Raw genomic sequence first — 23,235 nt, forward strand, 5'->3', positions numbered from 1 at the left:
CCGATGGGACATGTCAGCGGCCGGTCAGAGTGACGGCGCCTGGGACCAGGACGCGGCCACCAGGGAGCGTTCCGCCGCGGCCAAGTGGGTGGATGCGGCCAGCCAGGCCCAGGCGTAGGCGTCGGGTGAGGGGTCAGTCAGGCGGCCGAAGGGGTCGCGGGGGCGGCGGTCCGCCTCGGCGGCGAGGGCCGTGGCGAGCTCCGCCGCCGCGGTGAAGCCGGCCCGGCGCAGCGGGCCGTACGAGGTGGGGGGCTCGGCGGTGCGGGCCGCCTCGGCGACGGCGCGCCGGCCGCCCGCGACCCCGCTTTCGAGCAGTCGGCGTACCCGCCACAGCGGCGAGTCGGCCAGCAGGTCCGGACCCTCGACCGCGGCGGGGGCCGGCTCCGCGGCGGCGGCGGTGCGGGGCGGGAAGTGGCTGCCCTGGAGCAGGTCGTAGCCGAGGTCGGCGCGGCCCAGCCATTCCTCGGGCAGGCGCAGGGTGTACTCCGCCCCGGGGACGGGCCCGACGGCGAGCGGGCGCAGGGTGGCCGCGCGGTCCAGGTCGGGGCGGCCCAGGACGCGGAGCACCAGCCCCGGATGGGCCGCGATGCGGCGCAGGTTGGCCGTGTGCGGCAGTTCCGGGTGGGGGTGGGCGGCGCGCAGCCGCAGCAGGGGCGCGTCCGCTCGTACCTCGCGGACCAGGAGGTCCTCGCCGGCCGGGCCCACGACCGTGACCTCGCAGCCGAGGAGCGCGGGCCCGGCCCCGTCCGGGTCGGTGTCCCGGTCGGCGAGCCGGGCAGCCACGGCCTCGGCGGCCGGTCGGGCGAAGAGCGCGGCGGCCGGCTCCTCGGTCCACGGGACTCCGCGCAGCGGGGTCGCCTGGACCCCGCGTCCGGCGCCGAGGCGGCCGTCGGCGGAGACGGTGGCCCCGGCGATACGGAGTCCCCCGCGCGCGAGGCCCGCGTGGTCGAGGGCGGCGCCGCCGAGGGCCACGGAGGCGGAGCCGGCGCCGCGCGCGCGGGCCAGGCCGCCGGGGCGGACGTCGGAGACCGAGTAGCGGGAGCCGTCGGGGGCGAGCAGGTGGGTGACCACTCCCCCGTACCCGGTGGCCGAGAGGACCGGCTCCCGGCACAGGCCGTACACCCGCAGGCTGCCGCCCGGCTGGTAGGCGCGGCGTACCGTGCCGGTGAGCGCCGGGCCGGCCGTGCCGGAGGCCAGCAGTCCGGCGGTGTGGAGGAGTTCGCGGAAGGCTCCCGTGAGGTCGGCGAGCCGGTGGGCGCCGCTGCGCTCCCGGGCGGCCCGCAGGCCCCGTACGACCCGCAGGGTGGCGGCCTCCGCCCGGGGCAGCCCGGCGAGACGCGCGGTGTGGGCCGCCCGCAGCAGCTCGGCCTGGACCACTGCGCCGCCGGCCGTGACGCCGGCCGCGAGGGCCTCGGCGACCGCCTGCCAGAGCGCGGCGGCCGCGCTGAGCTGGGCGGCGGTGAGGGCTTCCGGGACGGCCTCGGTCGGGCCCGCAGGGGTGGCGGGCGCAGACTCCGGCGCCGAGCCCGGGCCTGGTGGACCGGGCGCAGACCCGGGCGCGGAATCCGGCCCGGACGCGGACGCGGGCCCCGGCCGGGACCCCGACGTGGACGCGAGACCCGGCACGGACGCGGTCGCGAGATCCGGCTCGGGCTCGGGCCCCGGCTCCGGCAGGTGCGCCGCGTCGGCGAGCGGCGCCGCGCCGAGCACCGCGGCCCGGTGCAGGCAGCGCGGCGCCAGCAGGCAGGTGCAGAGGGCCTGTTCGGCCGCGGTGACCGCGCCCGCCGGGCCCGGCCGGAGGGTGACCAGGGCGTCCTCACCGAAGCGGACGGTGACGCTCCCGTCGTCTGCCCGGGCGGCGCCCGCGGCGCAGCCCTCGATGGCTGCGTCGAGCTTCTTGCGCAGCCGGGCGGTGAGGTTCTCGACGGCCTCGGCGAGGACCTCGGGGGCGACGGGCGGAAGGAGGTCGGTACTCAACGGGATTCTCCACGGAGGCGGTCGCCCACCCAGCGGGCGAGGGCGAGCGGGCTGAGGGCGGCCACCGGCATGCCGGCCGCGACGAGCTGCCGGGCGACGGGGACCGAGTACCGGGGCGCGCCGGCGTCGTCGAGCGCGGCGCAGCCCAGCAGATGGGCTCCGGATGCGGCCAGCGCGCGGACCTCTCCGAGGAGTCCGCCGATCGGCGCGCCCTCCTCGAAGTCGCTGACCACGACGACGAGGGTGCGGCTCGGCACGGTGATCAGGGAGCGTGCGTGGGCCAGGCCCGCCGCGATGTGCGTACCGCCGCCGACGCGGACCTCGAGCAGCAGCGAGAGCGGGTCCTCGACCCGGTCGGTGAGGTCCACGACCTGGGTGGAGAAGGCCAGGAAGTGGGTGGACAGGGTCGGCACACCGCCGAGGACGGCGGCCGTGAGGGCCGACCAGATGACCGAGGCCTCCATGGAACCGGAGACGTCGACCACGAGGATCAGCCGCCAGTCCGCCTCGCGGCTCGCCCGGGTGCTGAACACGGGCCGTTCCGGGACGACCACCACCCGGCCGTCGTCGAGGCGGCGGGTGCGCGCGAGGTTGGCCCGCAGGGTCCGGGCCAGGTCGAGCCTGCCGCCGGGGCGGCGCGTGGGGCGGGGGGTGGCGAGGCCGGAGAGCGCGGGGCGCAACCGGGTGGCGAGCTCCTTGGCGAGCTCGTCGACCAGCCGCCTGACCAGGGGGCGCAGGTGGGCGAGTTGGGCCTCCGGCATGCCGCCGGCCAGCGACAGCACGGAGCTGAGCAGTTCCACGGAGGGGCGGACGGCCGACGGGTCGAGCTGGCTCAGCACGTCGGCGCGGCCCGCGTCGGCGGCGTCGGCGAGCACCTCCTCCCGTACGTCGGCGCCGAAGAGCGATTCGAGCTCCTGCGACCATTCGCGGGCCGTGGGGAACGAGGGCTCCTGCCCGCCGCCGTTGCCCCGGCCGCCTTCGAGGTCGCCGGCGCCTTCGCCGCGGCCGGAGCCGTACAGCTCGTCGAGGGCCTGGGCGTAGCGGCGGGCGCCGGCGGGGAGCCGGTCGCGCTGGCGGCCGAGCAGCAGGCGCCAGCGGTCGGCGGGCGCCAGCCGGTGTTCCCCGGCGAGGGGCGCCGGTACGGGTGGTACGGGAACGTCCGGCTCGGGGCCGGGCTCCGGAGCCGGGGTGTCCCGGGCCGGCAGCGGAAGGGCCCCCAGCGCGGCGGCCCCGGCGGCGTCCGCCGCGGCCCAGAGAGCGAGCAGGGCGGGCGGGGCGTCGAGGGACAGGTCGATGTGGTCGCCGAGCCGCTCGGTGACGGTGTCCAGCAGCCGGTCGCGGGCGGCCGGGGCGAGTACGTCGAAGCCGCCGCGCAGGGCGGGGAGCCGGTCCAGGAACTCCTGGTCGGCGAGGCCGTCGATCCGGTCGAGGACCGGGGTGAGGGCGGCCGCTGAGGACTGGAGCAGCGGTCCGGCGGCGGCCAGGACGCCGCCGAGACGGCGGGTGAGGGAGCGCCTGCCGTCGGGGGTGCCGGCGCCGTCGATCCATCCGGCGGCCCGGTCGCCGAGACCGGTGGCCGGGTCGAGATCGAGGAGGACCCGTACGGCCAGTGCCGCGCCCTGCATCAACGGGGATGCGGTGGCGGTCAGTTCCGTCAGGGCGGTGTCCATCCGCATGCCCAGGTGCAGGGTGGCGGCCCGGTCGGCGAGCGCCACGAGGGCGCGCGCGTCGGCGTGGTCCTCGCTGCCCGCGAGACCGGGCAGGGACCGTACGGCGGCTTCGAGCAGCCGGCCGGTGAGCGCGGCCGCGGCGGTGCGGGAGCCGTCGGAGGTACCGGGGAAATGCCCGCGCGAGATTCCCTCCAAGAGGTCGAGCGACTCGAGGAGTTCCGGCAGGGTCGCAGTCTGCGGAAGGGTTTCTGCCGTCTCGTCCAGCCGTACGCCGACCAGCTCGGGCAGGTCGCAGCGCGCGGCGGCGGCCAGGCCGCTGAGGACCTGGGCCGGGGTCGGACCGCCGTCGGCGGCGGCCCGGCGGGCGATGTCGCGCAGGGTCCCGGCGGCGGCCTGGGCGGCGGTGACGCCGCGGACGCCGGCCAGGTCGAGGCGGGCCGGGACGGAAGGCGTCCAGGTCAGCCGCCACTTGGTGCCGAGGGCGGTGCCGTCGCCGGTGGCGGCCACGGCGAGGGGCTCCCCGTAGGCGGCCCCGCAGACGGCCAGCCGCTGGAGCAGGACCTCGCGGCGCCGGTCGAGCGGGGACCGGAGCGGGTCGAGGCGGACCTCGCGGGAGGTGGGGTCCTCGGGCCCCGGCAGCCGCAGCTCCGCCAGCTCGGCCTCGACGGAGGGGCCGAGTCCGGAGCGCGGGGCGTGCGGGGTGGTCCGGCCGCGGCCGGTGCCGACGAGCACGGCCTCGAGTGCCCGGGCCAACGCCCGGCCCCGGCCCAGCGGTTCGCCCTGGCCGAGCACGGTGGTGACGGCCTCGAGGAGTTCGCCCCGGCCGGGTGCGGGGAGCCCGCGCAGGACGGCCAGGTCACAGGCGAGCCGCAGCGTCTCGGCGGCCTCGCCGGTCCCGGCGGTGTGCCCGGCGCGGCGCAGCTCCCGGCAGATGCCGGTGACGGCGACGGAGGCGGCGTCACGCACCCGCAGGGGGTCGCCGCCGGCCTGGAGAACAGCCTGCTGCCAGAGCGGATCCCGGATGCCGGCGGGGTAGCCGGAGCGGGAGTCGAGCAGATCGAAGGAGTAGGGCACGAAGGAGGTCACGGCGCCGGCGGGGAGCTCCGTGGCGCAGGGGTGGCCCTCCGGGCCCGTTGCGGCACCGAGGAGGGCCGGGGCGTGGAAGGCGCCGATGAGGGCGGCGACCTTCCGGCCCCCGGAGCCGGCGGCGTTGATGACGCCGCGCATGTGGGCCTCGCGGGCCAGGTCGGTAGCGAGGACGGGGCCGTCCTCGCGCAGGGCCCAGCCGACGCCGAGGGCGGCCCGCCGGACGGCTTCCGGGGCGCAGCCGGGGGCCAGTACCTCCACGGCCCGGTCCCACAGGTCGTCGCCGTCGCGTCCGGTACCGGACGCGGTCAGCGCATCCGCGAAGGACCGGCGGCCCGGGGCGGATACCGCCGCCGCGGACGAAGCCCGGCCCGGTGCCGGATCCGCGGGCACCGAATCGACAGCACGGACCGGGGTCGCACCCGGGGCGGATGCCGTCGCCGCGGACGAAGCCCCGCCGGGTGTCCGGTCCGCGGGTACCGGGGCCGGGGCCGAGTTCCCGGACGGGGGCTGGGCCGGAGACGGCGACGTCCAGCCGGGGTCGGTCAGCGGGAGGTCGCAGCAGCGCACCTCAGCGCCGCGCGCACGCGCCCAGCGGATCGCGGCCAGCTCCGGGGAGAAGTCCGCGAACGGGTAGAACGCCAGCCCGCCGTCCGGGCCCGGGCCCGCCAGGGCGACCGGGGCCACGGTCTCCGGGTCCGCCAAGTGCTCCAGCCACGGCTGGAAGTCGGCCGGCAGCTCGACGCACACCACCTCCGCCTCCGAGGCGTCCAGCAGCGCCGGTACCACCGCCGCCAGCGCGGGGCTGTGGTGGCGTACACCCAGCAGGTACGGCGCGCGGGACGCGGCGAGCGCGTCCACGGCGATCCGCGGATCGGAGCCCGCGGACAGGGACGCGGCGGTCCCCGGGTCAGCCGGCGCCGACACGGCCACACCGCTGCGCAGGCCGACCGCGATGCCCGGCTCCTGCGGCAGACCGGCCTGCACCGCCGGCGCGTCCGCATCCGGCCGCCCGCCGCCGGCAGGAGCCGCCTCCCTGTGCAGGCCGGCAGCCGGCGCCGTCCCCGCAGCCGGATCTGCAGGCACGGCCGTCCCCGCCTCCGGGTCGGCGGACACGGCCCGACGCCGATCGGCCGCGACCGCGAGCCCCGTACACGGACCGGCGGGCACGGCCCCCTCCGCGCTCGGGTCGGCGGACACGGCCCGACGCCGATCGGCCGCGACCGCGAGCCCCGTACACGGACCGGCGGGCACGGCCCCATCGGCAGCCGGGTCGCGCGGCTTCGGCGGGGTCATCGGAGGTTCCCGCGGAGGTCCCACAGACGGCGCCACATCGCCGAGCCGTCTTCCGCGCGGCGGCGGACCGGGCCGTCCCAGTAGCCGAGCAGGCGGCCGTGGTCGGCCGGGTCGTCCTTGCGGACCACGCCGAGCAGGTGTCCCGGCAGCAGGTCCAGTACGTCGCCGCCCGGCAGGTACGCCGCGGCGACGCCCAGCGAGGCCGCCACCTGGACCGCCTCGGCGGTGGACATGACCGTACCGGGCCGTTCCACGTCCCAGCCCTCCGCCGAGCGCCCGGAGCGCAGGTCGCGGAATACCGTGACCAGCGCGTCCAGGACCGCGTCGTCCACTCCGAACGCCGCGCCCGCCCGCTGCACCGCGGCCACCGCCTGGCGGCGGATCAGCGTGGCTTCGGCGTCCGCGTCCGCGATCGGTGCGACCGTCTCGAAGTTGAAGCGCCGCTTGAGGGCGGCGGACATCTCGGAGACTCCGCGGTCCCGCAGGTTCGCGGTGGCGATGACCGTGAACCCGGGGGCCGCGGAGACCACCGCGTCCTCGGTGGCGGTCAGTTCGGGCACGCTGACCCGCCGGTCGGACAGGATCGACACCAGCGCGTCCTGCACCTCGGGCAGGCAGCGGGTGATCTCCTCGACGCGTACCACCCGTCCGGTCCGCATGGCGCAGAGCACCGGGGAGTCGACGAGCGCCTGGGAGGTGGGGCCCTGGGCGAGCAGCAGGGCGTAGTTCCAGCCGTAGCGGAAGGCGTCTTCCGTGGTGCCGGCGGTGCCCTGCACGGTGAGGGCGCTGGTGCCGCAGACGGCGGCGGCCAGCAGCTCGGAGAGCATCGACTTCGCGGTGCCGGGCTCGCCGGTGAGCAGCAGGCCGCGTTCGCCGGCGAGGGTGACGACACAGCGTTCGACCAGGGCGCGTTCGCCGACGAACTTCGGGGCGATGGCCAGCTTGGCCGGGAGCCCGGCGCGGCGGCGTCCCGGCAGGGCCAGCTCCACGCCCTCGCTGCCGCACACGAAGGTGACGACGGCGCGCGGGGTGAGCGCCCAGCCGGGCGGGCGGGGGCCGGTGTCCTGGGCGGCGAGGAAGGCGAGTTCGGCGGCGTACCGCTCCTCGGCGGGCAGGGCTTGCCGGGGGGCGGCCGGAACGGGTGTTTCGGTCACGGTCATGAGGTGTCGTGTCCTTCGGGGATCTGCGAAGCCAGTGGATGTGTACGGGGACCGGCCGGCCGGCGCGGCGCACCCTCGAACGGGTGCGCCGCGCCGGTCCCGGCTCAGCGGCCGGCGGTCGGCGGTCAGCGGTCGGCCGCCGGCGGTCGGTCGTCAGCGGCGGCGCGAGCGGGTGCGCTTGACCTTCAGTGCCTCGAAGCGCGGCACGTCGCCCCCGCGGACCCGCTGCCAGGCCCGCCGGTAGAGGTCCGCGGCCGGCTCGTCCGGCACCAGCACGCCCAGCACCGGCCTCCCGCCGGGCGCCAGCCCGTACATCGGGAGCTTCCACAGCTCCACCGGCAGCACCGGCGAGGACATCTCCGCCCAGCCGCCCGGCAGGAACAGCGAGCGCCCGGCGCGGGTCCGGGAGGCCGTCACCACCAGCTCGGTGGCGGCCAGTTCGGCGCGGGCGGCCTTCAGCCGGGCCGGCTTCCAGCCCGTCCAGCGCGCCACGTTGCGGTCGGTGGGATCGGGCATGGCGAGCAGCACCAGGTAGACGGTGGCCGCGTCCGCGCCCAGGCCGTGGGTCTCGCAGACCTCCGCCACCAGCTCGGGCACCGAGCGGCTCGGGTCCTGCGGCCACCACGTGCCGTGCTCGTCGACGGCGCCGGCCGCCGGGGCGCCCGGATCCGCGAGCAGCTCGGCGAAGCGCGGGTCGTGGACGGCCCGCAGCGCCGTCTCCACCGGGGACGGCTGCTGGTCGTCGCCGCGCAGCGCCGGCAGGTACGGGTCGGAGCCGGTGGAGTCGAGCAGGGCCGGGCGCAGCGCCGGCTTGGGCTGGTCGTCCTGGGTGGCCATGACCACCGCGCCGTACCGCTCGTATCCCTCGCCCGTCTCGGTCGGCGTGCCCGCCGCCTTCCGGAATCCGGGGAGGTTGGTGTAGTGCCCGATGCTGAGCAGCAGTTCGGGCGCGGCGAGCCGCTGCCGTACAGCCGTGAGCGCGGGCGGCAGGGCGGTCCGCAGGGGGTCGCCTGCGGGCAGCCGGTGGGCCAGCCAGGCCGTCAGGGCCAGGGCGCCGGTCAGGACGGTCGAGGTGAAGGGCTCGGTGGCCGGTTCACGGGGCTCGACGTGGTCTCCCTTCACCTCCCAGGCGACGTCGACGCCGAGCGGCCGCGACGCCGCCGGGTCGAGGACCGCGGCCAGGGCCTGGTACGCGGTCCAGCCGGTGTTCACCGCGCGGGTGGCCTCGGCGAGCAGCCACTCGGGCACGGGCGTACGGCGGCCCACGCGACGGTTCCACTCCTGTGCGGCGGCGGCCACGTCCGGGCCCTCGGTCCACAGCAGGGCCGGGTCGGCGGGCAGCAGCGCGCCGACGACCGCGCGCCGCACCTCGAGGTCGAGGCCGTTGAGCTCGGTCCGGGCGTTCTTCGCGTCGGCCGCCTTGACGCCCAGGGCGGTGCGCAGTTCGGCGGGCAGGAAGTGGTGCTGGTAGCTGTCGATGTTCGGCAGGCCGGCCAGCAGCAGTCGTGCCAGCGTTCCGGACACGCCGGTCAGGCGGGCGAACTCCTCGGCGGCTTCGGGGAGGAACGGCGCCGGGCCGCGGTCGGCGGCCTCGGCCAGGAAGGCTGTCAGCCAGCCGGCGCCGCGCTCCCGGTCGCCGAGCGGGGCCTCGCCGCGCATGGTGTAGGGGCCGGGCACGGCGAAGCGGCCGGCGGGGTCGTACAGCAGCGCCCCGAACTCGTGGCCGTCGGGCACGGATGCGCTGTGCTCGGTGAGACCGAGGACGGCTCCGCCGCCGAGCGGGAGCAGGCTGCGGTGCGAGGTGTCCCGCCCGATGCCGTCCGGGGTGCGCAGATGGCGCTGGTCGAGGTGGACCAGGACCCGGCGCCAGTGGTCGGCGGAGCCCTCGGCGGAAGCCAGCCCGAGCGCGTCCAGCCGGCCGAGCAGGGCGCACAGGGCGGTGCGCTGTGCGTCGGTGGTCCCGACGGCGACGGCGCGGTACGCGACGGCAGCCGGCTGGTCGAGCAGCGGCGTGAACGGGAGGCCGGAGTAGGGCACTGCGGGCACGTCGAAGTGGAGCCGGCCGGGAACCTCCGCGGCGCCGGTGTCGGCGGCGGCCCGGGCCAGTCCGCCCAGGTAGCGGTGGGTGGCGTCGGTCTGGGCGCCCCAGCGGTAGTAGCCGCTGCCGATCAGCCCGCGCAGTCCGTCGGCGATCAGTTCGTCGGCGGGGCCTTCCGGCGCATCGTCGGCCACGGCACCCGTGTCGGGGTCGATCCGGGCGGCGACCCCGTCGAGCGCCTCCTGCTGGGTGAGGGCGAAGCGCAGCACCTCGACGATGCCCCCGATCAGCTTCGGGGCGGTGACCTTCGGCAGCGCGGCGCGCACCACGTCGGGCAGGTCGGTGGCCGCCTCGGCCGCGGCGGCCGCCTTGAGCAGGGCGCCGATCGTGTCCCGGTCGGCCGTGCGCAGGGCGGCCGAGCCCTCGGGGTCGCGCGGGCGCAGGGCGTACCAGAAGGGCAGCGGCGGGAGTTCGACGCTGCCGGTGGCGAAGGCCGCGGTGCGGTAGTCGCCGCGCGACTGGGCGGTGACCACGCCGTCCGGGTCGCTGATGCTCAGCTCGCGCCAGCGGTGCGTCAGTGCGCGCGGCCGCTCGTCGCCGGGGAAGGTGAGCGCCGCGACGGGCATCTCGGTGCCCTCGGGCACGCTGACGGTGCGGCCGCCGGTGTCGGAGGCCTGCCAGCCCTGGCCGGGGACGCGTACGGCACGCCAGCCGAGCAGGCCGTCCACGGGTGCGCCGAGGACCGAGCCCTCGACGGTCGGCGCGGGCCGCAGCCAGCAGGACTGGGCGGGCACGGTGCCGTTGCCGGGGTGCGCGCGCAGTGCGTCGGCGAGGAAGCCGGGCTGCGAGAGCCGGCCGAAGGTTCCGCTGACGGGGTCGTATTCGCGCCAGCCGCCCTCGTTCTCCTGGTCGCGGCGCTGCCACACCCAGTACGAGGACCCGTCGCAGAGCAGGCTCCGCTCGCTCGGCAGCCTGGTGTCTCCCGCGTGCAGGACGCCGCCGCCGGTGGTGCGGCCGCCGCCGGGCAGGGGCAGGCTGATGTCGTCGGAGCGCAGGTTCCAGTGGTTGCCCGCGAAGTCCAGGGTGAAGACGGTGCCGGGCGCGGTGTGCCAGTAGCCCTCGACGCCCCCGCCGCCCCAGTGGGCGGACCAGAAGACGAGCAGTTCGCCGTCGACGTAGTGGAATCCGTACCGGTGTGCATTGCTGCTCGGCGCCCGCAGGTCGTGGGTGAGCACGGTGGAGTCGGCGTCGATGACGCGCACCTGGGTGGAGTTGGCGACGATCAGGTGGGGCCAGGCCTCGACGACGGTCAGCCCGTGACCGTGACCGTGCTGGGCGGCGGGCGTCAGCTCGGCGACCGCGGTCTCCCAGGCGGGCCAGGAGAGTTCCTCGAAGAGGCCGGCGCGCAGGGTGCGGGCGAGGGTCTCGCCGAGGTCGGCGGCGGCCGCGGCGGCCACCTCCTCGCGGGCGAGTTCGAGGGCCTCGGCGGGCAGCCAGGTCAGCCGGCGGATGGCGTCGGGCAGGCCGGGCAGGCCGGCGGCGGTGGAGGCGCCGGCCACGTCGTGCATCCACTCGGTGAGCATCGGGCGGCCGCCGGGCGAGGCGGCGAGCAGGCGTACGAGGTCCACCGCGGAGCTGTCACCGCCGAGGCCGTACGCGGCGCGCCGGAAGGCGGGCCGGAAGCGCTGGTCGGCCGCGATGGCGAGCAGGTCCCGCCGCTGGTCGGAGCGCGCCCAGTCGGCGAGGTTCAGCTGGTCGTGGCGCCGCCGGGACGCGGGGTCGGGCTCGGGGTCGGTGACCGGGATGTCCAGGGAGAGCAGCAGGTCCAGCAGGTCGGCGTCCTCGACGCCCACCTTCAGGCCTGCTTCGCGGCCGGGCCGTGCGAGTTCGGCGCGCAGCCGGTCGGCCGCGCGGGCGACGAGGTCGAGCAGGGCGGGCAGCGTGGGGCGCGAGCCCCAGCCGCTGTGGCGGGCGGCGTGGAAGCGCTCGAGCCAGCCGGCGGCGCCGTCGGAGCAGCGCTGCTCGGCGGGCAGGTCGTCGCGGACCAGCCCGGCGGTGGCGCCGGATTCCTCGAGGAGGTCCAGCCACAGGGCGGAGAGCTCGCCGTCGCCGCCGGGCGGCATCAGAGCGAGCAGGGTGCCCCGTACGGCCGGCACCCGGCGGGCCAGTGCGACGAGGGCGGCGCGGTGGGCCTTCCACCAGCCGTACGCGGCGCGCAGCGTGGCGGGCAGCGGGAGCAGCTCGGCGAGGTACTCCTGCTCGGCCTCGGTGCCGGTCAGGCCGGCGGCCCGGGCGAGGCGGCGCAACTCGGTCGCGGCCTGCGCGGAGGGCGGCAGGCCGCCCGCGGTGCGGCGTACGCACAGGCGGCGGAAGCGCTCGTGGGCCTCGGCGGGACTGACGCGGGCGGACAGCTCCTTGGCGTAGCCGGTGAGCACCTTCACCGGGAGGGCGCCGACCAGGGCGAATTCGAGGAAGACGCCGTCGAGTCGGTCCTCGTCGACGGCGAGGCCGTGCTGGGCTTCGCTGGTGCGGGCACGGCCGAACAGCTGGGCGGCGTACGTGGTGTTCTCGACGGCGAGGAAGATGCGGGCGGCCTGCTCGTAGAAGACGGGCAGGAAGTGCGGGACGGCGGCGGCGAGCCGGCCGGCGAGTTCGTGGCAGGCGTCGAGGGCGGCCTTGGGCTTGGTCTTGGCCTGGCGGGCGAGCCGGTCGAGTTCGGGGACCACGGCGAGGGCGTGGTGTCCGTCCTCCGGGTGGTGCACGAGGACCCATTCGGGGAAGCCGAGGGCCTGGCGCTGGCCGAGGCCGACCACGGGCGGCTCGCCCGCGTCGCGTACGAGCCCCAGGAAACCGGCGGCCAGGTCCTCGGCCGGCCCCAGTTCGGCGGCGGACAGCCGGACGACGACGCGGTCGTCGGCGAGGGCGGGGTGGCGGTAGCTGCGCGCGGTCAGGTCGACGGCCGAGGGGCCTGCGCCCTCGGTGCCGTGGGGCAGCACGGCACCGGCCTTGAGCAGCAGTTCGGCCTCGTGCGCGGCAGCGGCGGCCGTCGCGGTGCCGGCTGCCTTCGTGGTGGTGATGGTGGTGCTCATCGCGCGTCCCCGCCCTCTTCGATCTTGCGCCCGGCGTACAGCGCCGCGGCCATCCGCATTCCCTCGGACCAGGCGACGGGTCCGACCTCCGTCAGGCGCACCGCCCGGCCGTTCTCGTCGTGCCAGCTCAGGGCGCCGGTGGTCGTCTCGTCCTCGTAGTAGGGCTCGCCGATCCAGACCGCCGCCTCCGTGCCCCGGCCCGTGTCGCGGACCTTGCAGGTGGCGTAGCCGCCGGAGACCCGGTAGCCGAGGCCCGTCGCCCGGGCGGCCAGGCCGAACCGGTTCGGGAAGACGCCGCCCGCGTAGTCCCGTACCTCGGTGGCGGTGGCCGCGAGCCCCTCCGGCTTCTCCCAGGTCGGCCGGTGGATCTGCTCGACGCGCTGGACGATGCCGAGTTCGGCCGCGAAGTCCCGTACGTCGTCCAGGTCGGGCAGCAGCACCGGGTGCGGCAGGGTCACCGTGCGCGGGGAGAGCCGTACGGTCTCGCCATCGAGGTTGACGACCTTCAGCTCACCGGAGGCGGTGGCGTCCCGCAGGAAGCCCACCTCGTCCGGGTCCTCGCCGACGACGGCCATGTCGCGCAGCGCGTTCTGCCAGGCCTCGTCCGGCCAGACCCGGGCGAGCAGTGCCGTCGGCACGGGCAGCGAGGACACCATCCAGGTGTCCACCTGGGCGATGCAGGCGGCCTCGTGCCGCTCCAGCCATTCGGCGAGCCGGCGCAGCCGGTCCACCTCGGGATGGTCGCGCAGCGCCTTGGGCAGCGTCTTCAACTGCCGTCCCGCCGCACGGCCGGTGGCGGACCGTGCCGCCACCTTCCCTTCCACCAGGGCGATCTCGTACCCCTCGCCCGCCGCCAGCCATGCCATCAGTACGTGCCCCTCCGCCTGCCCGATCCGGATCCGCGCAGCGTCGACCAGGGGGAAAAGACCCCCTGAGCTGCGGTATGCCGGGAGACTAGCGAGGGCCACTGACAACACCCACCGAGGGGGGCCGCCCCGGCGGCCGGGCTCGACGTCGGCGTGGGCGCGGTCGGTTGAATGTCCGGTTCTGGGTAGTCTTTCCGCGACAGGGTGCGGAGCCGGCTCGGGGTGGGGTTCATGGGACGTCAGATACGTGTACGCGGTGCGGTCCTGGCGGCCTCGGTACTGCTGGCGGTGGCCGGGTGCTCGGGAACCGGCACGACGGGCAAGGACGCGAAGCCCTCGGCGCCTGCGGCCCCGGGCGGCAGGTCGCCCTCCGCTCCGGCAGCCGGGGACGCCAAGCCGGCCGCCGGGGACGTACTGCCCGGCCTGGTCGGCGCCCAGGAGGCCCGCACCCGGCTGGCCGCGCTGAAGGTCGCGCCGCCCGGCACCATGGCCGGCTACAGCCGGGCGAAGTTCACGCACTGGGCCGAGCAGGGCGACAAGTGCGACACCCGCGAGGTCGTCCTCAAGCGCGACGGCACGAACGTCACCCAGGACTCCGAGTGCAAGGCGGTGTCCGGCACCTGGAAGAGCCTGTACGACGGGGTGGTGGTCACCGACGCGTCGAAGATGGACATCGACCACGTGGTGCCGCTCGCCGAAGGCTGGCGCTCGGGTGCGGCCGGCTGGGACGCCGCGCAGCGCAAGGCCTTCGCGAACGACCTGACCCACCCTCAGCTGCTGTCGGTGACCGCGGCCACGAACCGGTCGAAGGGCGACCAGAGCCCCGACCTGTGGCAGCCGCCGGACAAGTCGAGCTGGTGCCAGTACGGGCGGGCCTGGACCACCGTGAAATCGACGTACGGCCTGACCGTGACGGAACCGGAGAAGAAGATGCTCGGGGCGATGCTGGACACCTGCGCGGCATGACCGGACTGCAGCAGTGGGACGACCGGGTCGTCGCCGGGCCCGGCGGGGCGATGACCGACGAAGTCGGTGTCATCACGGGTCCGCTGACCGTGCGGACGACGGCGGTGGCGGGCGGCCTCGTCCGGATCGGGATCCAGTACACGGACGCGGAGGAGTGGTACACCCTGACCGGCAGCCCGGTGCCCCACCACGGCGACCCGGCCGCCGTCCACGCCGCCGCGCTCGCCGCGGTCCGCGCGGGCCACGCCGCCGAGGCCCCGGGACCGGCCCCCGCCTGACCCGGTGCGGCCGGCCCGGCCGATGATCAGCATCATGGTCGCCATGACACCGATATCGACACCGACACCGTTCACGGGCATGGACCTCACCGGCTTCACCGAGCGCGAGCAGGGCGTCTGGACCGACGAGCGGGGGCTCGTCCTCTCGGTCCACTTCTTCCCGCTGGTCCCGGACCTGCCGGCGCCGCTGCACGAGACCGACCGGCTCCGGCACGGCCTCGCCCGGTCCGTCGCCCGAGCGGGCGGAGGCCTGATCGAGGCCGTGCCGGGCGAGGTGGACTCCGTCCCGGCCGTCCGGCAGCTGGTGAAGGTCCGTCGGCCGAACGCCGAGCACGGGCTGGTCTTCCTCGGCTCCTGGACGATCCCGAAGGAGAGCTGCAGCACGGTGGTCAAGGTGCAGGCGGGCGAGCGGGGCGCGACCGGGATGCGGGAGGCCTTCATCGGCGCCCGCGTGGGCCACGAGAACTACTTCCGCCCGCACCCGTACGGTCCGGACGTCCAGGGCGGACTGCCGTACCACGTCGCCGACCTCGAGGAGTGGGACGCGGAGTTCCCCGGCCACCCGCTGACACTGGTCCGCGGCGCGCTGCGGCGGATCGTCCCGACGGTGGTGCTGGAGGACCGCTTCAAGGCCCTCCCGCCGTTCGGCCCGCCGGCCGCCCCGCGCCGCCGCTGGTTCCGCCGGCCCTGACCCGGACCCCGGCAGGAGCCGAGGTCGGGGCGGCGGTCAGCTCTCGTATTCCGTCAGGTCGATGCTGTGGACCTGGAGCAGGTGGCCCTGGTCCGGATCCGTCGTGTCGAGGTCCAGCACCATGCCGAGCTTGCGGATCACGTTCTCGGATTCCTCGTGGCCCGACCGGTTCACCGCGATCACCCGGTCGAGGCCGCGGTCCTGGAGGGCGAACTCCAGGGTGGCCTGCGCGGCCTCGGAGGCGTAGCCCTGGCCCCAGTACTGCCGGCCGAGCCGCCAGCTGATCGCCACGAAGTCCTGCACCTCCCGCGGGAACCGCGCCACGGACAGGCCGACCGCCCCGATCAGCTCCCCCGACGCCAGCAGTTCGACGGCGAAGAGGCCGAAGCCCTCCTCGTCCCACTCGTCCTCCCAGCGCTCGATCTCCTCGGCGGTCTGCTCCAGGTCGAGGGTGGAGCCGTCGCCGATCCAGCGCATCACGTCCGGGTCGGCGTTGATCTCCGACAGGGGGACGAGGTCGTCGTCGGTCCAGCGGCGGAGGAGGAGTCGGGGGGTGCGGATCTCGGTCATGCCCCCATCCTGCCGAACACCGCCGACCAGCGGTAATCGGGTCGCCCTCCGGAACCTGACCCCACCTGCCCCGGCCACGCCCCCGCCCCGGGCCGCGGGTCACGGAGTGTGGAAGCGGACCTCCGGCGCCCCGGGGCTCGGGCCGTCGAGCAGCGGCTGCGGCACGCCCTTCAGGTGCTGGTCGAAGAACGCGCCGACGTAGCGCCGGGTCAGGTCGACCGAACGGGCGCCGGGCAGCGGTGACAGCGGGGGCAGCCCCAGCTGGTCGCTCATGGTGGGCCAGTCGGTGAAGGTGAAGTGGTTCGAGTCGTCGAGGGTGATCCAGCGCTTCCAGCCGTCGAGCTGCTTCCAGTTGCGGTCCCAGCTCTCCTCTCCGGTCCCCGTCTGGCCCGGCCGGGAGTCCTTCGCGCCGAGCAGCATGACGGGGCGGCCGCCGAGTCCGCCCGCCGGGACCGGCGAGAACAGCCCGCCGTCCATGTCGATCCCGGCGCGGATCCGCGGGTCGGTAGCCATGGCGGCGACCGTGGCGGAGCCGCCGATGGAGTGCCCGGCCATCGCGATCCGGCTCTGGTCGATGAGGCCGGCGTTGTGCCAGGCCGGATGACGGCCGGTGAGCCGGTCCAGCAGGAAGGACACGTCACGGGCGCGGTTGTCGGCGACCTGCTTGCGGCCCGCCTCGTTGTCGGCCTTCTCACAGGCCAGGCAGGTCAGGATGCGCCCGCCGGGGAAGGCCGTCCCGGAGGTCTCGTACGCGTGGTCCACGGCGGCGACCACATAGCCGCGGGAGGCGAGCTCCTCGGCGAGGGAGGTGAGGGTGGCGCGCGGGACGGTGAATCCGGGCGACAGGACGATCAGCGGGTACCGGCCGGCCACGGGGCGGGCGTCGGACCGGGCGTAGGCCGAGGTGCCGACCAGGCTCTCGACCGCGACGGCCTGGTCCAGCTTCCGGTCGGCCAGCAGCAGCCGGGCCTCCTCCCGGGTGAGCCACGGGCGGACCGGTCCGCCGGTGCCGCGGTGGGCCGGGTAGCGCATGGTCACCATCAGCTCGCGCGGGCCGGACCCCGCCCAGGGGTCGGTCCGGCTGCGGTCCACCAGGTGCAGGGTCTCCTGGCCGACCGCGAACCCACCGGTGGGGCGCGGGAGTTCCGGCAGCACCACGCGGCTGTCCGGGGCCGCGGAGGCGGTCACCGGCTGGGCGGCCGCGGCCGTGCCCGCGGCGCCGAGCGGCAGTGGCAGGAGGAGGGCGAGTAAGGCGATGGATGCGGCGGTTCGGCTTCGGTTCATGCCGTCGAACCTATGCGGGTGCCGATGCTTGATCGTCACCTCGCGGGAGGAGCGGGGCATCCTCCGGACGGAGGGGGGCCGCCTCCCCCTCCGGACGGAGACGGCGTTCTCCCTCCCCCGCGCGTGCCGGGCCCGGCCCGGCCCGGCCCGGCTTCAGGACACGCTGATCGCGTCGAGCTTCGCCCGCAGGTACGTGTGGGAGTCCACGGGGTCGTGCACCACCCGGCCGACCGGCGCCGGGAGGGACTCCACGCGGGTGTGCGGGTCGCATTCGTAGAAGTAGACCAGCGAGATGAGCTCCTCGGCCGGTGCGTCGGCGGGCGGCGGCAGCACCCGGTGGCGGCCCGCGCGCCAGCGGTCCCCGGTCCAGCGGGCCATCAGGTCGCCGATGTTCACGGTGAGCGCGGCCGGGTCGTACGGGGCGTCCTGCCAGCCGTCGGCGTCGGTGTGGATCTGGAGCCCGCCCGAGCCCGGCTGGCGGTCGAGGACCGTGACGGTCCCGAAGTCCGTGTGTGCCCCGATGCGGAACTGGCCGGGCAGCGGCTCGCCGAGCACCTCGGTGCCCGGGTACCAGTTGAGGTTGAACCCCCAGGTGGGGTGCCCGGTGTGGCGGGTGAAGTGGTCCGCGGCGAGGCCGAGTGCGGTGGCGAGGAGCTCCAGCAGTTCGTCGGACAGGGCGCGCATCCGGGCGAGGTACTCGACGACCAGCGGCTGCAGCGCGGGCACCTCGGCCGGCCAGGCGTTCGGGCGGAACCACTCGGCGTCCACGGCCGGGTTCCCGGTGGGCTCGTCCGCCGCGAAGGACCAGGACTCCTTGAGGTCGGGGGGCGAGGCGGCACCCTCCGCGTAGCTGTTGGCCTCGGCGCCCGGGCCGAGCCAGCCGCGGCCGCCGACCGCGACCGCGTACGGCTCCTTCGCCTTCGGCGGCAGCCGGAAGAACTCCTTGGCGGCCTCCCGGATCCGCGCGGGCAGCTCCGGCTCCACGCCGTGCCCGGTGATCAGCAGGAACCCGGCGGCCTGGAGGGCCGCGTCGACGCGGGCGGAGATCCGCTCGCGCGCGCCGGGTTCACCGGACCGCCACGGCCCGAGGTCGATCACGGGGACCCGGGAACGGGCGGAAGCGGAATGCGGGGAACTCGACGGGTTCGCCGGATTGACGGAACTCGGTGGATTCGCGGAACTCGGTGGATTCGCGGAACTCGCCATCGGGACCTGCCTTCCGAGCCGGTGTCGGGCGTCCGCTCCCGAGGCTATCGCCCGGTGCGCCCGCCGGGGCCGAAGGACGCTCAGGCTCCGCCTCCCGGGCGCCGTCAGCCCCGGGGGGCGCGCAGGGTGTAGCGGACGCCGCCGTTCTCGGCGGAGCCCGTCCGCTCGAAGCCCGCCCGGCCGACCACGCCGTGGGAGGGCGCGTTGTCCGCGTCGACCGAGGCGTGCAGCGCGGTCAGGCCGGGCTGCGCGAAGGCCCAGGCGGCCAGGCCGTTCAGCGCGTCGGTGGCGTAGCCGTTGCCGCGGGCCGACGGTACGAGGTCGTAGCCGATCTCCGCATGCCCGTCTGCGTCGGGGGCGGCGTGGAAGCCGATCCCGCCGATGGCGCGCCGGTCCTGCGTACGGACGATGGCGTACGCGCCCCACCCCGGGCGGTGCGTGCCCTCTTCCCGTGCCTTGGCCACCATCCCGGATGCGAACCGGGTGCCTTCGCCGGGGCCGTCCTCGGCCCAGGCGAAACCGCCGGTGCCGCCCGTGTGGAGATCGGCCGCGACCTGCGGGGAGATCTCGCAGAGCACGACGCGGCCCGCGGCGACGGGCTCGGCGTACCAGCGCCAGGCCGTGCGGCGGGGCAGGCCCGGGAGTGCGGCCCGTCCCGTCACCCACAGGAGGGTCGGCCAAGGGGCGGCGGTGTCGCGCGGCGCCTGCGGGAAGAGCCGGTCGAGGACCTGCTCGCAGAGGTCCGCGTCGGGTTCCCAGTCCTGGACGCCGAGACCGCCCAGGATGTCGTGGGTGTGCAGCAGCGTCTCGACGACGCCCATCGCGGCGAAGCCGTCCGCGCCCGCCATGCCGTACGGGTGCCAGGCCCGGTCCCCGGGACGGGCCGCGGCCACGGCGGCGGACAGCAGGCCGCCGGTGGCCTCGATGATCTCGATCAGGCCTGCGGGGGCGGTGCCGGGGTCGGCACTGATCTCGAAGGGGACGTAGCCGCCGGTGGCGCGCCCGGTGAGCTGGGCCGCGTACGCGGTGAAATCGCTTCCCACGTGGACGGCGGTGTCGTAACAGCTCCACTCCAGGCGGGCGGCCGGGGCGGACCAGTCGAGGTGTGACACGCCTCGGAGTGCCTGCGCGGTGAGGAACACGGCTTTGTCTACGGCGTGGGAGCCCATGATCGTCATGGGCCGAACCCTAGGGCGGCCGCCCGCGCACGGGCCAGCGGTTATCCGGCCGCGCGGCCGCCCGTCAGCGGCCGGGGTCCGCAAGCGGTCCGCCGCAGCGTGAGCAGGACCGGGCGCCTCGTTCGGTGGCGAGCCGTCCGCAGTCGGGACAGACCAGGTGGAGCAGGCAGGCCGGCTCTCCGCCCTCGGCAGGGGCGGGGGCAGCCACCGGACCGTGATCCGCCGGTGCCCCCGCATCGTGGGCGTGCTTCGTCATGGCCGTCCTTCCCGTATCCGTATCCCTCCCCCGAGGCGGCCGTCGCACACCTGCCGGATAAGGTCGTGGCCGGTCTGCGTCGGCCGTACCAGGGACAGGCGCGAGGCCGAGGCGGCGGTTGATCACCCTGCTTCGTGCCGCCTCGACCGCATTCGACCTGCCGTCCTGCCCGGAAATCCCATATGAGTACCGCCTTGCAGCCCCCGTCCGCCACCGCCCCTGCCTCCGCGTCGGCCCCCGGTCCCGGCCGGCCCCGGATCACCGCCGGCCGGGCTCCCGCGCGCCCCACGCCGGCAGCCGCCTTCCACAGCATCAGCGCCGTGACATCGGTCCTGCTGGGGCTCGTCGGGATCGGCGCGCTGCTCCACGAGCCGGTGCTCATACCGCCGCTGGCCGCCAGCGCCGCCCTCGTGCACAGCGCCCCCACCCTGCCCCTGGCCCAGCCGCGCGGCGTGGTCGTCGGCCATCTGCTGGGCACCGTCGTCGGCTACGGCGTCCTCGCCGCCGCCGGCAGCAGCGCCTGGGCGGCGGCCGTCGCGGCCGGCGTCACGCTCGCGCTGCTCATGGCCGCCCGTACCCCGCACTCGCCCGCCTGTGCCACCTCCGTCGTGATCGTGCTCCAGAACCCGGCCCCGGCCCGCTTCGTCCCCTTGCTGTTCGGCGCGACGGTGCTGCTCGTCCTGACCGGGTACGCCGCTTCGCGCATCCGGCGCAAGGCACCGAGGTACCCCGCCTACTGGTGGTGACAGGTCCGGTGGTGCGCCGCGCGTCCGGCCGGTGAATGCACGCCGCTGCGGGAGTCTTTGTCCCCGAGGGGCCGGACCGGTCGGCCGCACATCGGGAGAGGTGGAGTGATGACCAGCCTGCGCGACATCCTGGAACCGCACGTGAGCAGCGGATCGCTGCCCGGGGCGGTGGGCCTGGTGGCCCGTGGCGACCGGGTGGAGGTGGAGGCCGTCGGTTCGGCCGACATCGAGGGCACGGCTCCGATGGTCCGGGATTCGATCTTCCGTATCGCCTCGCTCACCAAGCCCGTCACGGCCGCGGCGGTCATGATGCTGGTCGAGGAGGGCCGGTTCGCACTGGACGACCCGGTCGCGCCGTGGCTGCCGGAGCTGGCCTCGCCCGTCGTCGTCCGTACGCCCTCGAGCCCGGTCGGCGACGTGGTGCCCGCGGCCCGCCCGATCACCGTGTCCGACCTGCTCACGTCCCGCGCCGGGTACGGGTTCCCGTCCGACTTCTCGCTGCCCGCGGTCGGCCTGCTGTTCAGCGAGCTGAAGCAGGGACCGCCGCAGCCGCAGCAGATCGCGGCTCCGGACGCGTGGATGAAGGCGCTGTCGCGTGTTCCGCTGCTGTACCAGCCGGGCGAGGCCTGGCTGTACAACACCTGCTCCGACATCCTGGGCGTGCTGGTCGCCCGGGCCTCGAGGCAGTCCCTGCCCGAGTTCCTGGCCGAGCGGATCTTCGAGCCGCTGGGCATGGCGGACACCGGGTTCGCGGTCCCGCCCGCGGACCTGGGCCGGTTCACGGGCTGCTACCGGGCGGGCGACGGCGGCCTCGAGCTGGTCGACGCCCCCCACGGGCAGTGGAGCAGCGTCCCGGCCTTCCCCTCCGGCGCCGGCGGCCTGGTCTCGACCGCCGACGACTGGTACGCCTTCGGCCGGATGATGCTCGCGGAGGGGGCGCTGGACGGGGACCGGGGCCGGCTCCTCTCGGCCGGGTCGGTGCGGCAGATGACCACCGACTGGCTGACCCCGGCCCAGCGCGCCGGCGGCGAACTGTTCCTGGAGGGCCAGGGCTGGGGGTTCGGCGGTTCGGTGGACATCACGGCCCGCGATCCGTGGAACGTGCCGGGGCGGTACGGCTGGGTCGGCGGCACCGGAACCGCGGCCCACATCACCCCGGCCACCGGCACCGTCTCCGTCCTGCTCACCCAGCGGGAGATGATCGGCCCGACCCCGCCCGCCGTGATGCGCGAGTTCTGGACGTACGCGGCCGGGGTCTGAGCCTGCGGGGCGCCGCCTGCTAGGGGGTGTCCGGCGGATCAGGGTCGGTTAGCCCGGGTCGTCTGGTGCCGTGGATTGCAAGGCGGAGGAGGGAGCCACTGCGGTGGGGGCACCTCCCAGCGGTAGCTGGGGGATATTGGCGACCGACGACAACGCGGCAAGGCGCGGTGCCTGGGGGTCCCCCCGGACGGAGTCTGGGGGAGGCCCGGGCCCGGCCATGATCCGCCGGACACCCCCTAGAGGCGGACGCTCCATTCGACCGTGGACTGCAGGCTGCGGGCGATCTTCGGGTCGCGGACCGAGGGCGTGCGGTCCTCGGCCGTGACCGAGAGCTTGTGCGTGCGCAGGTCGAACAGCCACAGCTCGGACACCGCCACCTCGGTCCGGCCCGCGAACCGCTTCAGCTCCCGGCCGTCGAGGTACCAGCGGACGTCGAGCTGTCGGCCGTCCGCGCCGGCCAGCCGGGGTACGGAGACCTTGGCCGTGTTGCGGATCCGCAGGGTGCGGCCGGTCGGGGTGAGCGGAGCGGCCGGCTTCGCGTGCTGGTAGAAGCCGGCGATCATCGCCTCGATGCCGGGCAGGTTGAAGGGTTTGCCGAGCACGCGCATGATCGAGCTGTCGGTGGGCCGGTACAGGCCGGTGACGTAGTAGCCGCCGCCCTCGTACGCGCCGACCGTGCCGCCGTCGGGCGACTGGGCGCCGAGCCAGCGGTACCACTTGGCCCGCTCGGCGGCCATCCGGTCGGCGGGCAGCGTGGAGGTGTTGGATTCGGCGGGCTCGGAGCCCTCGTACTTCTCGTAGCCCGGGGTGCCGGGGTAGAAGTACTCGTCGGCGAGCTTGCCCAGGGAGTGGCCGGTCTCGTGGATGGCGACCTGGCCGGACTTCGCGTTGCCCGCCGAGGCGGTCGATATCCCCGCGTAGCCGAGGGTGGCGCTGGGCTCGTTGTAGCCGGCCCCGCCGTACTTGGCGCTGTTGGCGAGGACGAGGACCAGGTCGGCCTCGGGCGCCTTCGCCACGTACGCGTCCACCTTCGGCTGGTCGATGCAGAGCAGCCGTTCGACGTCCTCGCACCAGAAGTACGCGCCGAGCGCGGTGTCGCGGACGGTGGCGGGCGTGGGATCGCCGGATACGCCGGAGTCGTGGGAGACGGCGTCGACCGTCCAGACGTTGAAGAGGTTCCGGTACGTGGAGTACGGCTCGACGGCGGTGATCTCGGCCCATTTGGCCCGGGCGTCGGCGTGGAACCGGTCCTGCTCGGCGGCGGTGTAGCCGTCGCCGATGACGACGATGTCGAGGCGGTCGGCGGTCGGGCCGTTGTCGACCATCTTGGCGACCTCGCCGTCGGCCGCCCGTTCGGCTTCGGACAGCTGCGGGGTCTTCTTCGCCTGCCCGGCGACCGGGACACGGGCGTGGCCGGATCCGGCGACCGTGCCGTCCTCCGGCCCCGGTATCTCCACCTCGGTCCCGGTCCTCGCCGGTGTCGGTGACGGTATCGGCGCCGGTGGGGCGGCTGCCGCACCGGCGGGACCGGCGGCCAGCAGCAGGGCCGTCGTACAGACTGCGGCGAAGGCTGCGCGCAGCGTTGAGCGGAGGGACGCGTCCATGAAGGTTCTCCCCG

General features: G+C 75.8%; 15 protein-coding genes and 1 pseudogene. 5 read left to right on the top strand and 11 right to left on the bottom strand.

Translation table 11 applies throughout. The features are described 5' to 3' along the window. Positions 1 to 24: 24 nt before the first annotated feature. The 5 genes from AB0I68_RS10425 to AB0I68_RS10445 form a co-directional block, all read right to left on the bottom strand. Positions 25 to 1,977 (bottom strand): hypothetical protein, encoded by a 1,953-nt coding sequence (locus AB0I68_RS10425; protein WP_363176819.1) that lies wholly within the window; start codon positions 1,975 to 1,977, stop codon positions 25 to 27. Then, positions 1,974 to 5,624 carry a DUF5682 family protein gene (locus AB0I68_RS10430; protein ID WP_363176954.1) on the bottom strand — a complete coding sequence of 1,217 codons (3,651 nt, stop codon included), beginning with the start codon at positions 5,622 to 5,624 and terminating at the stop codon, positions 1,974 to 1,976. Before AB0I68_RS10430 ends, AB0I68_RS10425 begins: the two co-directional genes overlap by 4 nt. 401 nt (positions 5,625 to 6,025) lie before the next feature. After that, positions 6,026 to 7,189 carry an AAA family ATPase gene (locus AB0I68_RS10435; protein ID WP_363176820.1) on the bottom strand — a complete coding sequence of 388 codons (1,164 nt, stop codon included), beginning with the start codon at positions 7,187 to 7,189 and terminating at the stop codon, positions 6,026 to 6,028. 153 nt (positions 7,190 to 7,342) lie between these two features. Then, on the bottom strand, positions 7,343 to 12,316 hold the full coding sequence (locus AB0I68_RS10440; RefSeq protein WP_363176821.1) for a DNA-binding protein: 4,974 nt from the start codon (positions 12,314 to 12,316) through the stop codon (positions 7,343 to 7,345). Then, positions 12,313 to 13,182, bottom strand: coding sequence for a DUF4132 domain-containing protein (locus AB0I68_RS10445; protein WP_363176822.1), 870 nt, complete (start codon positions 13,180 to 13,182; stop codon positions 12,313 to 12,315). The genes AB0I68_RS10440 and AB0I68_RS10445 overlap by 4 nt, the downstream gene beginning before the upstream one ends. Positions 13,183 to 13,413: 231 nt before the next feature. On the opposite strand from AB0I68_RS10445, the gene AB0I68_RS10450 reads away from it, so the two are divergent. Genes AB0I68_RS10450 through AB0I68_RS10460 form a run of 3 tightly spaced genes read left to right on the top strand, consistent with a single transcriptional unit; the run spans position 13,414 to position 15,117 of the window. Then, positions 13,414 to 14,148 (top strand): HNH endonuclease family protein, encoded by a 735-nt coding sequence (locus AB0I68_RS10450; protein WP_363176823.1) that lies wholly within the window; start codon positions 13,414 to 13,416, stop codon positions 14,146 to 14,148. Continuing rightward, a complete protein-coding gene (locus AB0I68_RS10455) occupies positions 14,145 to 14,426 on the top strand; it encodes a hypothetical protein (RefSeq protein ID WP_363176824.1) in 282 nt (93 codons plus the stop codon). The genes AB0I68_RS10450 and AB0I68_RS10455 overlap by 4 nt, the downstream gene beginning before the upstream one ends. A gap of 43 nt (positions 14,427 to 14,469) precedes the next feature. Then, a complete protein-coding gene (locus AB0I68_RS10460) occupies positions 14,470 to 15,117 on the top strand; it encodes a hypothetical protein (RefSeq protein ID WP_363176825.1) in 648 nt (215 codons plus the stop codon). 36 nt (positions 15,118 to 15,153) lie between these two features. On the opposite strand, the gene AB0I68_RS10465 is transcribed toward AB0I68_RS10460, so the two are convergent. The 5 genes and pseudogenes from AB0I68_RS10465 to AB0I68_RS10485 form a co-directional block, all read right to left on the bottom strand. Then, on the bottom strand, positions 15,154 to 15,687 hold the full coding sequence (locus AB0I68_RS10465) for a GNAT family N-acetyltransferase (RefSeq protein WP_363176826.1): 534 nt from the start codon (positions 15,685 to 15,687) through the stop codon (positions 15,154 to 15,156). 99 nt (positions 15,688 to 15,786) lie between these two features. Beyond that, a complete protein-coding gene (locus AB0I68_RS10470; protein ID WP_363176827.1) occupies positions 15,787 to 16,971 on the bottom strand; it encodes an alpha/beta hydrolase in 1,185 nt (394 codons plus the stop codon). A gap of 153 nt (positions 16,972 to 17,124) precedes the next feature. Next, positions 17,125 to 18,069, bottom strand: coding sequence for a 2-oxoglutarate and iron-dependent oxygenase domain-containing protein (locus AB0I68_RS10475; protein ID WP_363176828.1), 945 nt, complete (start codon positions 18,067 to 18,069; stop codon positions 17,125 to 17,127). Positions 18,070 to 18,281: 212 nt separating this feature from the next. Then, a complete protein-coding gene (locus AB0I68_RS10480) occupies positions 18,282 to 19,355 on the bottom strand; it encodes a GNAT family N-acetyltransferase (protein ID WP_363176829.1) in 1,074 nt (357 codons plus the stop codon). A gap of 64 nt (positions 19,356 to 19,419) precedes the next feature. Beyond that, positions 19,420 to 19,545 (bottom strand): annotated as a pseudogene (locus AB0I68_RS10485) (transcriptional regulator); the annotation flags it as partial. 386 nt (positions 19,546 to 19,931) lie between these two features. On the opposite strand from AB0I68_RS10485, the gene AB0I68_RS10490 reads away from it, so the two are divergent. Continuing rightward, entirely contained in the window at positions 19,932 to 20,357 is a 426-nt protein-coding gene (locus tag AB0I68_RS10490) for an HPP family protein (protein WP_363176830.1), read from the top strand. Between the two features lie 108 nt (positions 20,358 to 20,465). Next, positions 20,466 to 21,617, top strand: coding sequence for a serine hydrolase domain-containing protein (locus AB0I68_RS10495; RefSeq protein WP_363176831.1), 1,152 nt, complete (start codon positions 20,466 to 20,468; stop codon positions 21,615 to 21,617). 236 nt (positions 21,618 to 21,853) lie between these two features. Here the strand turns inward: AB0I68_RS10495 and AB0I68_RS10500 are convergent, their stop codons facing one another. After that, complete coding sequence (locus tag AB0I68_RS10500) at positions 21,854 to 23,221, bottom strand: M64 family metallopeptidase (protein ID WP_363176832.1); 1,368 nt, start codon at positions 23,219 to 23,221, stop codon at positions 21,854 to 21,856. Between the last annotated feature and the right edge of the window lie 14 nt (positions 23,222 to 23,235).

It is taken from the genome of Streptomyces sp. NPDC050448, from assembly GCF_040655295.1.
In the GTDB taxonomy this organism is placed as follows: Bacteria; Actinomycetota; Actinomycetes; order Streptomycetales; family Streptomycetaceae; genus Streptomyces.